General features: G+C 71.7%; 11 protein-coding genes. 6 read left to right on the top strand and 5 right to left on the bottom strand.

Going from position 1 to position 11,074, the window contains the following annotated elements:
• Positions 1 to 1,323, top strand: coding sequence for an MFS transporter (locus I4I78_RS09145; protein ID WP_218610807.1), 1,323 nt, complete (start codon positions 1 to 3; stop codon positions 1,321 to 1,323).
• 103 nt (positions 1,324 to 1,426) lie between these two features.
• Here I4I78_RS09145 and I4I78_RS09150 read toward each other — a convergent pair whose 3' ends face one another.
• From I4I78_RS09150 to I4I78_RS09160, 3 genes are all read right to left on the bottom strand, one after another.
• Positions 1,427 to 2,302, bottom strand: a complete 876-nt coding sequence (locus tag I4I78_RS09150) for a type IV toxin-antitoxin system AbiEi family antitoxin domain-containing protein (protein WP_218610808.1) — start codon at positions 2,300 to 2,302, stop codon at positions 1,427 to 1,429.
• A gap of 148 nt (positions 2,303 to 2,450) precedes the next feature.
• Positions 2,451 to 3,170, bottom strand: coding sequence for a GntR family transcriptional regulator (locus tag I4I78_RS09155; RefSeq protein WP_218610809.1), 720 nt, complete (start codon positions 3,168 to 3,170; stop codon positions 2,451 to 2,453).
• A 108-nt stretch (positions 3,171 to 3,278) separates the two neighbouring features.
• A complete protein-coding gene (locus I4I78_RS09160; RefSeq protein WP_218610810.1) occupies positions 3,279 to 4,451 on the bottom strand; it encodes an amidohydrolase family protein in 1,173 nt (390 codons plus the stop codon).
• A 182-nt stretch (positions 4,452 to 4,633) separates the two neighbouring features.
• Between I4I78_RS09160 and I4I78_RS09165 the strand changes: the two genes are divergently transcribed.
• From I4I78_RS09165 to I4I78_RS09175, 3 genes are all read left to right on the top strand, one after another.
• Entirely contained in the window at positions 4,634 to 5,398 is a 765-nt protein-coding gene (locus I4I78_RS09165; RefSeq protein ID WP_218610811.1) for a hypothetical protein, read from the top strand.
• Positions 5,398 to 6,612, top strand: coding sequence for an alpha-hydroxy acid oxidase (locus I4I78_RS09170; RefSeq protein WP_218610812.1), 1,215 nt, complete (start codon positions 5,398 to 5,400; stop codon positions 6,610 to 6,612). Before I4I78_RS09165 ends, I4I78_RS09170 begins: the two co-directional genes overlap by 1 nt.
• 94 nt (positions 6,613 to 6,706) lie before the next feature.
• A complete protein-coding gene (locus tag I4I78_RS09175; protein ID WP_218610813.1) occupies positions 6,707 to 7,582 on the top strand; it encodes an SMP-30/gluconolactonase/LRE family protein in 876 nt (291 codons plus the stop codon).
• A 12-nt stretch (positions 7,583 to 7,594) separates the two neighbouring features.
• Here I4I78_RS09175 and I4I78_RS09180 read toward each other — a convergent pair whose 3' ends face one another.
• Positions 7,595 to 7,996 (bottom strand): VOC family protein, encoded by a 402-nt coding sequence (locus I4I78_RS09180; RefSeq protein WP_218610814.1) that lies wholly within the window; start codon positions 7,994 to 7,996, stop codon positions 7,595 to 7,597.
• A gap of 131 nt (positions 7,997 to 8,127) precedes the next feature.
• Between I4I78_RS09180 and I4I78_RS09185 the strand changes: the two genes are divergently transcribed.
• On the top strand, positions 8,128 to 9,120 hold the full coding sequence (locus I4I78_RS09185) for a Gfo/Idh/MocA family protein (protein ID WP_218610815.1): 993 nt from the start codon (positions 8,128 to 8,130) through the stop codon (positions 9,118 to 9,120).
• A gap of 66 nt (positions 9,121 to 9,186) precedes the next feature.
• Complete coding sequence (locus I4I78_RS09190; RefSeq protein WP_218610816.1) at positions 9,187 to 10,653, top strand: peptide MFS transporter; 1,467 nt, start codon at positions 9,187 to 9,189, stop codon at positions 10,651 to 10,653.
• A gap of 133 nt (positions 10,654 to 10,786) precedes the next feature.
• Here I4I78_RS09190 and I4I78_RS09195 read toward each other — a convergent pair.
• On the bottom strand, positions 10,787 to 11,074 hold a 288-nt coding region (locus I4I78_RS09195), incomplete at its 5' end, for a hypothetical protein (RefSeq protein WP_218610817.1).

Consider the following 11,074-nt stretch of genomic DNA (forward strand, 5'->3'; position numbering starts at 1 on the left):
ATGACCTCGACCCCCACCGCTCCCCGCGTCGGCGCCGCGGCCCGCCGGGCCGCCGTCGCGGGCGGCGTCGGGAGCGTCGTCGAGTGGTACGACTACGGCCTGTACGGCATCGCGGCCGCGCTCTACATCCGTCCGCTGTTCTTCTCCGGCGCCTCCGAGCTCACCGGGACGCTGCTGAGCCTGGCCACGTTCGCGGTCGGGTTCGTGGCACGCCCGGTCGGCGGGATCGTCCTCGGCTGGGCGGGCGACCGCTGGGGACGGCGGCCGGTGCTGCTGTTCACCGTCGTGCTGATGGGGATCGCGACGACGCTGATGGGCGTGCTGCCCACCGCGGCGACGGCCGGGGTGCTCGCTCCGGTCCTGCTGGTGGCACTGCGCCTGGTGCAGGGCTTCGGCGCCGGTGCGGAGCTGGCCGGGGCGTTCGTCTACGTCACCGAGAGCGCGCCGCCCAGTCGTCAGGCGTTTCTGGCGTCGTTCTCCAGCGCGGCGACGTCGGTGGGTCTACTGCTCTCGACGGCGGTGTTCGCGGTGCTCGAGCTCGCGCTGCCCGATGGCGACATGCTCGCCTATGGCTGGCGGATCCCGTTCCTGCTCAGCGCCGTGGTCGTGATCGCGGCGCTCGTCGCGCGCTCGCGGATCGAGGAGTCGGCGGCGTTCCGCGCGGCGTCGGGGTCCTCCGCTGCCGGCCCGTCCGATGCCGCCCCGTCCGATGCCGCGGACGAGACCGGCCGGGGTGGGGCACGCTCGTGGGTAGCCGGCCTGCTTGCTCCGACCGCGGTCGGCGTCGGCGGGTACGTGACCTCGGTTTACGCGATCAGCTACGTGACGTCGTCGCAGGACGTGTCCGCGGGCGTCGCGTTGCTCGGGGTGCTGCTACTGGCCGCGGTCTCGGCCGTGACCTGCGTGGGCTTCGGCGCGCTGGCCGACCGGGTAGGCAGCGCCCGGGTCTTCCTGGGCGGCACGGTGTTCCTGGCGGCGTTCGCGTTCCCGTTCTTCGCGCTGCTGCAGGCCGGGGACCCGGTCCTGGTCGTGGTCGCGCTGGTTGTCAACTACGCGATCGGCTGGGCGGCATGTGCCGGAGCGCAGGGCAAGTTCCTGGCCGGCCTGTTCGGCACCCGCCACCGTTTCGCCGGGGTGGCCACCACCCGCGAGCTCAACAGCGCGTTCCTGGCCGGACCCGCCCCGTTCGTGGCCGCCGCCCTGACCGGCGCCGTCGGCGGGAGCCCCTGGCCGGTGGCGGTGATGGTGATCGCCGCCGCGGCCCTGACCGCGGTCGGTGCCGCCCTGAGCCGTCACGACGGCGTCCCGCTCCCGCCGCCCTGACCACCCGTCCTCGGGCAGGGGCCGAGGTGTTCGACCCGATCATGATCGATCAGAGTAGGACGATCGGTGCCATCCGTGGCACCGATCGTCTCCCACAGTTCGATCATGCGGCGCGGACCAAGGCGGAACGGACCCGGGCCAGCACCCGGTCCGGACGCTCGGTGAGCTCCTTCCACGTGATGCGCAGCAGCCTCCAACCGGCGTCGGTCAGCGCGTTGCCCTTCTCCCGGTCGGCGTCGAAGCGGTCTGGATCGGTGTGCCAGGCCCAGCTGTCGAACTCGAGAGCCAACCGGACGTCGGGAAAAGCGATGTCGATCTTCATTCGTCCGAAGGGATGCCCTACGACGAATCCGGTGATCCCGGCCCGCCGGAGCAGGCCGATCAGCCGACGTTCGGCGGCGGAGTCGGCCCGGAGGGCGCAGGCGACCAGCAGCTCACGGGCGCGGGCAATGCCGTACGCGCCGACCGACCGGCAGTAGGCGTCGTGCAGCGACTCGAACCGCACGTGCTTCTGCTGGAGGGCACGGTCGAGGAAGGTGGCTCCGTCGCGGAGCACCGAGGCGGTCTCGAGCACCGTCAACGCCGGTTCGGTCACCCCGACACCGCGCACCATGGCGTGATCGAGCGGGTCGAGGTCGCGGTGACGCAGCCGGACGCCCGGTGGTGACCGACGGCGCAGCCTCCGTCCGATGGTCACGTCGACCGGCCCGGGGGCGCCGTCGAGCATGCCCAGCCAGAGCGCGGCGGCAGGACCGGTGACGACCGCGGCCGGACCACCCCAGAGCCATGCCGCACGAATGCGAGCCCGGTCGGTGAGTGCGTGCCCGCCGACGAGGTAGACGCCCGGGTGGATCCGCCGCCACGCACCCTCGGCGACTCTCCGGGCGATCGTCCGGGCCGGGATCCCGTGCGTCAGCGCCTGGGCGCGGCTCACCAGCCCGTCCTGCCCCAGAAGAAGGTCGTTCCACGCGCGTGACATCCGGACAGGTTCCGTGCCCGGCCGCATCGGCGGGGCCGGTTCCGGCTCAGCCGTTCACGAACGACGCATGATCGATCCGTGTGAGCAGATCGGTGCCACGGATGGCACCGGGCATACGACACAGATCGATCACCGAGGGCGGCGAGGCTCAGACGGCGACGCCCTCGGCCTCCCGGGCGGCGAGGTCGTCGATGACGTCGTAGATGTGGCGCTGGTGCAGTTCGACGGCCGTGCAGTAGCGGGCGGTCTCGCCGGCGGCCAGGGAGTCGATGATCTCGGTGTGCTCGCCGTGCATGCGCGAGACGACCGCCTCGCCGTAGTCCATGAACGAGCGGTAGGGCTGGATCAGCGCCCACATCCGGGCGGTCTCGCCGGCCACGATCCGCATCGGGGAGAGCACCCAGAACCGCTCGTGGAACAGGCGGTCGGCCTGGACGATCTCGTAGGCGCTGCGACCGATCATGGCTCGCATCGCGTCGTTGCAGGCGCGCAGGCCGGCGATCTCGTCGTCGCCGGGAGGACGGGCGGTCGCGGCCAGGCGGTTCTCGCAGGCGTCGCGCAGCCAGCAGATCTCGGCCAGCTCGGCGGCGGTCAGCTTCGCGACGTAGTGGCCGTGGTTGCGGCGGTGGTGCAGCACGCCCTCGGCGGCCAGGGTCTTGAACGCCTCCCGGACCGGGACCCGGGTGCTGCCCAGGCGGGTGGCGAGCTCGTCCTGGCGCAGGTGCTCGCCCGGGTGCAGCTGGCCGTTGGCGATCATCTCGCGCAGGGCGGTCGTCACCCTGTCCCCGGCACGGCCGTACCCGACGTCGAGCGCGGGGTTCGGGTCGGTGCCCGTTCCGGTGCCGGCCGGGCTGCTCTCGGTGGTCATCGCGGCGCTCAGGTTACCGGGCGTATCCGCGGCACCTCGCCGCGGCGCACCGGGTGGACACGCGCCGGTGGGCCGCCGCGCCGTTGCGACCGCCCACCGGCGCGCTGCTCATGCGGCGATGCCCGACGCGCGCACACCCGTGCCGGCCAGCAGCGGGATGCCGTAGAGGCTGCTCGCGTTCTCGCCGAGGATCTTGCGGCGGACGTCGGAGGGAAGGTGGTTCGGCACCGACTCGTAGGGGGAGTCGGAGTCCCAGTGCGGGTAGTCCGAGGAGAACATCATGTGGTCGGTGCCGAACTGGGCGTGGAACATGTCCAGCAACGGCCCGAACTCCTCCATGTTCTCCGGCTCCTCCATCGGCTGCGTGGCGAAGTAAAAGTGCTCGGCCAGGTACTCCGAGGGCTTGCGCCGCAGGTGCGGGACCTCGGCCTGCAGCATCTTCCAGCTCTTGTCCAGACGCCACGCGAACGGCATCGCCCAGGACCAGGCCTGCTCGATCAGCGCGATCTTCAGGCCGGGGAACTCGTCGAACGCGCCCTCGAAGATCAGGCTCGAGGCCAGCGTGTAGTTGCGCAGCGGGAAGCCGGTGTGCCACTCGAAGTAGTAGTTGACCGTGCCGTTCGCGGTCATCCGGCGGCCGGGCGAGGTGTGGAACCCCAGCGGCAGGCCGTAGTGCTGGCAGGCCTCGAGGATCGGCCAGTACTTCGGGTGCCCGATCGCGTGCTCGGTCCGCGGTTCGAGCAGGACCTGCACGAACTTGTCCCCGCGCGGCCCCTCCTTGCACCGGGTGATCTCGCGGACGGCCTCGGCCGGATCCTCGACGAGGACGTTGATCGAGGAGTAGAAGCGCGGGTCGTCGGCCAGCCACAGGTCGCGGTGGACGTCGTTGAACGCGCGGATGAGGTCGACCCCGAACTGGTGCGGGAAGTTCGAGTTGCCCTTGCTCAGGTTCAGCGCCGTCGCGTCACCGAGAACGACGCCGCTCATGTCGAACGTGTCGATCAGCTGCTTGCGGGTGAAGTCCGGGATGACGCCGGGGCGCCCGCTCGGGTCGATCGCGTCGAGGCGGTGGGTGAACTGGCGCTGCGGCACGATCCGCGACTCGGTCGAGGTGTCGCGCAGGCCGATCAGGTCGAGGTGGTCGAGCCACCTCTGGCTCAGCCGCTCCCGGATCGAGGAGTCGGAGACGACGACGGTCGGGTGGACGTCGACGTCGACGACGGGGATCCGGGCCTCCTCGGTGGCGGCCGGTGCCGTGGGCGGTGTCGCGAGCGTCGTCATTGAGCCCTCCTGGCGCTGTGCGTCGCGGCGGTGTCGCCGCGTGCTTCGGTGCGAGGCGTCGTACAGAAATAACATGTTATGTTGTCGACGACGTCCACGCCATGCCTCGACGCCGAGGATCCGGGTCGATTCTCGACCCCGCGCGCCCCTCGCCCGTCGTCGCCGACATCCAGGGGGCACCGATGGCCGACACCCGCGACATGGCGCCACCCGGCGCACCGGCACCGCTCGGGCACCGGGGCATCGTCCCGCCCCGGATCGGGCCGGACCCGGAGCCGCTGCCCGAACAGATCCTCGCGATCTACCGGGCGACCCCGGCCGCCGCCGTCAGCGACAAGGTCGGTCGGCTCTGGACGATGGAGCCGGTGATCGGGCCGCTGCACCCGTCGATGCCGCACCTGGCCGGCGTCGCGATCACGGTGAAGGCGCCGCCCGGGGACAACTGGGCCGTGTTCGGCGGGCTCAACCGCGCGTTCGCTGGGTCGGTGCTGGTCGTGGACTGGCGCGGGCACACCGGTAGCTGCGGCGGCGGGGAGAAGGCACTGCTGTCCGGCATCGACCGCGGCCTGTCCGGCGTCGTGATCGACGGCGCCTGGCGCGACGTCGACGACGTCGCGGCGCGCGGGTTCCCGCTGTTCGGCCGGTGCGCCACCCCGTTCTCCCCGGCCAAGCGCGACCCCGGCGAAATCAACGTGGCGGTCAGCTGCGGCGGCGTCGTCGTGGAACCCGGCGACGTGGTGGTCGGCGACTCCGACGGGGTCGTGGTCGTCCCGCGGCGCCACGCCGAGCAGGTCGCGCGGGCGCTGGCCGAGCAGGCGGGCGGCGCGGACGCACACGACGAGGACATGGTCCGCCGGATCGGCGAGGGCTTCGAGGCCGAGGTCGCCGAGAGAAGCGCAGGCGGAACGAGCATGGACCCAGCACGGCAGGAGAGGGAGCAGCGCTGATGCACGCCTACGGATTCGACCTGCACTGGCGGGCTCCCGAACGTCTGATCACGGTCGAGGACTACCGCCGCGCCGCGCGGCGCCGTCTGCCGAGGATGGTCTGGAGCTACGTCGACGGCGGTGCCGACGACATGTGCTCTCTCGCGGGCAACCGCAGCGCGTTCGACCGCTGGTGGCTGCAACCCTCGGTGCTCACCGGGCACGACACGCACCGCCTGGAGACCACGGTCGCGGGCCTCGAGCTGACGATGCCGGTGATGCTGGCGCCGACCGGTTTCACCGGGCTGACCCGCTGGAGCGGCGACCTCGAGGCCACCCGCGCCGCGCAGCGCGCCGGGACCCGCTACGCGCTGTCCACGACGTCGTCGTGGTCGCTGGAGGAGGTGACCGCGGCCGCCGACCGGGAGCACGTGTTCCAGCTCTACCCGGGCTCCGGCGGGATGGCCGCGGACCTGATGCGACGGGCGTGGGCGGCGGGGTACCGGACGCTGTTCGTCACCGTCGACGTCCCGGTCAAGGGCAACCGGGAGGGCGAGCGCAAGCAGGGCATGGGGATCCCGCCCGCGCTGACGCCGCTGCGCGCCCTGGACTTCGCCCGCCACCCCCGCTGGACCTACGAGGTGCTGCGCCACCAGCGCGTCGGCGGGGCGAACACGCTGGACCTGAGTCCCGGCGGTGCCGGCGGCAGCGTGGTGACGAACGCGGTCGCCTCGATCGAGAGCGCCGAGCGCGAGCTCATGCAGTCCCGGCTGAACTGGGACGACCTGGCCTGGATGCGCGAGCAGTGGAAGGGCCGGCTCTACATCAAGGGCGTCCTGGGCGCGCAGGACGCGGCCCGCGCCGTCGACCTGGGCTGCGACGGAGTCGTCGTGTCCAACCACGGCGGGCGCCAGCTCGACCACGTGACACCGACGCTGGAGGCGCTGCCCGGGATCGTCGACGAGGTCGGGCACCGCGCCGAGGTGATCCTCGACGGCGGCATCAGGCGCGGCACGGACGTCGTCACCGCACTGGCCCTGGGCGCCGACGCCGTGCTGATCGGACGGCCCTACCTCTACGGCCTGGCCGTGGCCGGGGAGGACGGCGTCGTCGCCGTCCTGGACATCCTGCGCGACGAGATCACCCGCGCCCTGACCCTGCTCGGCGTCCGCGGCGTCGCCGACCTGAACCGGACCCACGTCCGCCGCGCCGAGGGCGCACCGGCACTCACCTGACCCCCCGGGCGCGGACATCACCGCCCCGGGCAGCTGCCACAGGGGCGCCACCGCCGCGCGCGACCGGCATCGACACCGACACCGAGGAGCACGCATGACCTCCGGAAGCACCCGCACCCGTCCCGCACCGCGGGTGGTGGCCACCGACGTCGGGTTCTCCGAGGGCCCGCTCTACACGCCGTCGGGCGACACCTACTTCACCTCGATCACCCACGGCCGGCTCTACAGGCTGACCGACGGCGGCGCCGAGGTCGCGGCCGAGCTCGGCGGGGGCGCCAACGGCGCGACCCTGGCCGCGGACGGCTCGATCTACGTCGCGCAGAACGGCGCGCGCTGGTCGACGACCGGCCCGAGGTGGGGCAAGGACTCGCTCGGCGGCGTGCAGGTCGTGCGCCCGGACGGCTCGTTCGGCTGGGTGCACCAGGACCCGATCGCGCCGAACGACCTGTGCTTCGGCCCGGACGGGATGCTCTACGTGACCGACCCGACCCGTGCCCCGTTCGGCGCGGACGGGCGGCTGTGGCGGATCGACACCGCCACCGAGGAGGCCGAGCTGCTGACCTCGACGTCCTACTTCCCGAACGGCATCGGCTTCGGCCTCGACGACCGGCTCTACGTCGCCTCGACCTACGACTCGCGGATCGTCGCCTACCGGGTCGAGGACGGGAAGCTGGTCGACGAGCAGACCGCGGTGCAGATGGACGTCGGGCACCCGGACGGCTTCACGTTCGACGCCGAGGGCAACCTGATCGTCTGCGCGATCGACCTGGGCGAGGCGCCCGGCCGGATCCAAACCTGGTCGGTCACCGGCGAGAAGCTCGACGAGTACGTCCCGGGCGGCAACCCGAAGTACACCAACATCGTGCTCGACGGCGCCGGGAAGATGACGATCTGTGACTCCGAAGGCGGCGCCGTCCTCGTCGTCGACGACTGGGGTTCGGCCGGTCTCCCGCTGCACCCCCACCGCTGAGGGGGTCGGGCGTCAGCCGATCGCCGACGGGTCCATCCAGACGAACTCCCAGCAGTGCCCGTCGGGGTCGTCGATGCTGCGGCCGTACATGAAGCCGTGGTCCTGGGTGTCGCCGCCGACCGTGCCGCCGGCGGCCAGCGCGGCGTCGGCGAGGCGGTCCACCTCGTCGCGGCTCTCCACCCCGAGCGCGTTGATCACCTCGCTGGACGTGTGCGCGTCCACGATCTGCTTCTTCGTGAAGTCGGCGAACCGGGACCTGGTCATGACCATCGCGACGATCGCGTCGCTGATCACCACGGATGCGGTGTTCTCGTCCGAGAACTGCTCGTTGATCGTGAAACCCATCGCGGTGTAGAAGTCGCGCGAGGCGGAGACGTTCGCGACCGGCAGGTTGACGAAGATCATGTTCGGCATGTCGGGCTCCCTGGTTCGAGGTGGTTGACCGCTGGTGTCGCGTTCATCGGGGTAGACGGGTGGCCGGTGGCGGACTCATCGGTGACGTCGCGGATTTCCCGGCCGATGGTGCGATCGGGCAGGATCTCCCCATGACCGTGCGGTGGGGAGTGATCGGACCGGGCCGGATCGCGGACAAGGTGGTGGCCGACTTCGGGCACGTCCCGGGGGCGGAGCTGGTCGCCGTGGCGTCCCGCTCGGCCGAACGCGGTGCGGCGTTCGCGCAGCGCCACGGCATCGCGCGGGTGCACGAGTCCTACCGGGCGATCATCGACGACCCCGGCGTCGACGTCGTCTACGTCGCGACCCCGCACCCGCAGCACCGCGGGATCGCCCTGGCCGCGCTGAACGCCGGCACCGCGGTGCTGGTGGAGAAGGCGTTCACGGTCAGCTCGGTGGGCACCCGGGAGGTGGCCGCGGCCGCCCGCGGGACCGGCGTGTTCGCGATGGAGGCGATGTGGACCCGGTTCTTCCCGGCCGTGGTCCGGATGCGCGACCTGATCGCGGACGGCGCGATCGGCGATGTGCGGTCCGTGCAGGCCGACCTCGGGGTGCGCAACCAGTCCGGCCCGGACGACCGGTTCTACTCCGCGGAGCTCGGTGGCGGCGCGCTGTTCGACCTGGGCGTCTACGTCGTCTCGTTCGCCCAGATGATCCTCGGCTCACCGTCCGAGGTCAGCGCGCACGGGACGCTCGCGGAGACCGGGGTGGACGTCGAGGAGTCGATCCTGCTGGGCTACCCGGACGGCCGCAGCGCCGCGCTGTACTGCTCGCTGCAGTGCGCCACCCCGGGTGCGGCGCGGGTGGTCGGCACCGAGGGGTGGATCGAGGTGCCGCCGCGGTTCCACCACCCGGACCGGATCCTGCTGCACCGCCACGGCGCGGAGCCGGAGGAGATCGGTGCACCCGCCCTGGGGGCCGGCTACGCGCACGAGCTGATCGAGGTCACCGAGCGGATCGCGGCCGGGGAGCCGGAGAGCGCGGTCATGCCGCTGTCCGACACGATCGCCGTCCAGGACGTCATGGCGGCGGTGGCCGACCGGCTGGGCATGGTCCCGGTCGAGGGGCCGGCCACGCTGGAGTGAACGTGTGACCTACTCATCGGTAGGTTCGTCTTTACGGGACGCAACGACGAGGTGTAGACCAGGCCGGTGACCGACCTCACCACACCCTCACCGCGCCGGGAACGGACCTTCCTCGGCCACCCACGCCAGCTCGCGACGCTGTTCGGCGTCGAGATGTGGGAACGCTTCTCGTTCTACGGCATGCAGGGGATCCTGCTGCTGTACATGTACTACACCGTCGCCGAGGGCGGCCTGGCGATCGACCAGGGCGTCGCGGCCGGCATCGTCGGTGCCTACGGCGGCACCGTCTACCTCTCGACGATCCTCGCGGCCTGGGCCGCGGACCGGCTGTTCGGGCCCGAGCGGATGCTGTTCGGCAGCGCGGTCTCGGTGATGTTCGGGCACATCGCACTCGCGCTGATCCCCGGAGGGGTCGGCCTGGCGGTCGGCCTGGTGCTGGTCGCGTTCGGCAGCGGTGGGATCAAGGCGAGCGCCAGCACGATCCTGGCGACCCTCTACGGCGAGGGCGACGACCGCCGCGACGCCGGGTTCTCGATCTTCTACCTGGGCGTCAACATCGGGGCGTTCGCCGGGCCGCTGCTCACCGACACCTTGCGGCTGAGCTGGGGATTCCACGCCGGCTTCGGTCTCGCTGCGGTCGGTATGGCGCTGGGACTGATCCAGTACGCGTTCAACCGGCGCAAGCTGCCCGCGACCGGACGCGACGTGCCCAACCCGCTGCCCGCATCCGCGCGGGCGAAGGTCGGCGCGCTCGCGGTCGCGGTGCTCGTCGTGGTCGCTCTGCTCGTCGGTACCGGGGTGATCACCGCGGACCGCCTGAAGTGGATCGTGTTCGGGATCGTCGTGATCGCCACCATCGCCTACTTCACGCTGATGCTGCGCAGCCCGAAGGTGACCGCGATCGAGCGGCGCCGCGTGCTGGCCTTCATGCCGATGTGGGTGGCCAGCGCCGTGTTCTGGGCGATCTTCCAGCAGATCTTCACCGTCCTGACGATCTACGCCGACGAGCGACTGGACCGGTCGGTGTTCGGGCTGTTCGAGATCGGCGCGGGGGCGACCCAGTCGATCGAGCCGGTGTTCGTGATCCTGCTGGCCGGCGTGTTCGCCGCGGTGTGGACGAAGATGGGCCCGCGCCAGCCGTCGAGCCCGATGAAGATGGCGGCCGGGACGGTGATCGTCGGCCTCGGCTTCCTGCTGTTCGTCCCGATGGCCGGGACCGGCCCCAACGGCTCGCCGCTGCTCGCGCTCGTCGGCATCCTGCTGGTCTTCTGCCTGGCCGAGCTGTCGCTGTCCCCGGTCGGGCAGTCGCTGTCCACGAAGCTTGCGCCGATGGCGTTCCGGACCCAGATGGTGGCGCTGTTCTTCCTGTCCGTCTCGATGGGCACGGTGCTCTCGGGCCTGCTCGCGGAGTTCTACAGCGAGGAGAACGAGGTCGCCTACTTCGGGATCACCGGGGCGGTCGCGATCGTGGTCGGGCTCGCCGTGGCCGCGACCGTGCCGAAGCTGAAGGTCCTCATGGAGGGGGTGCGCTGAGCGGAGCTTGCGGAGCGAGCATCGATGTGAGCGGAGCTTGCTGACCTGCGCCGGGAGTGTGGCGCCGAACACGCGTTCGAGCTGTCCCCACCTCCATCCACAGGTGTGGACAACTCACGCCGGGCCCGGTGGATCACCTCCGCCGGGTCCGGCGCACGGTCGGGCGGTCCATCGGGTCCCCGACCAGCTCGCGGCAGACCCGCACCACGTGCGTCCGCACCGGCGGGTCGAGATCGGCCATCCGGGTCGCGAGGAGTTCGAGCACCGACGCCAGCGCGTAGGCGTGCTCGGGGGCCCGCAGGCCGGCGTACTGGTGCTGGACGGCCTCGTGCCGTAGCCACACCGCGGCGGCGAGGACGGCCTCGCGATCGGCGCGCAGGGCGTCGCGACGACGTCGTTCGTGGCTGTGCATGCTCCCCCG

The sequence above is a fragment of the Pseudonocardia sp. KRD291 genome (assembly GCF_019263595.1).
In the GTDB taxonomy this organism is placed as follows: domain Bacteria; phylum Actinomycetota; class Actinomycetes; order Mycobacteriales; family Pseudonocardiaceae; genus Pseudonocardia.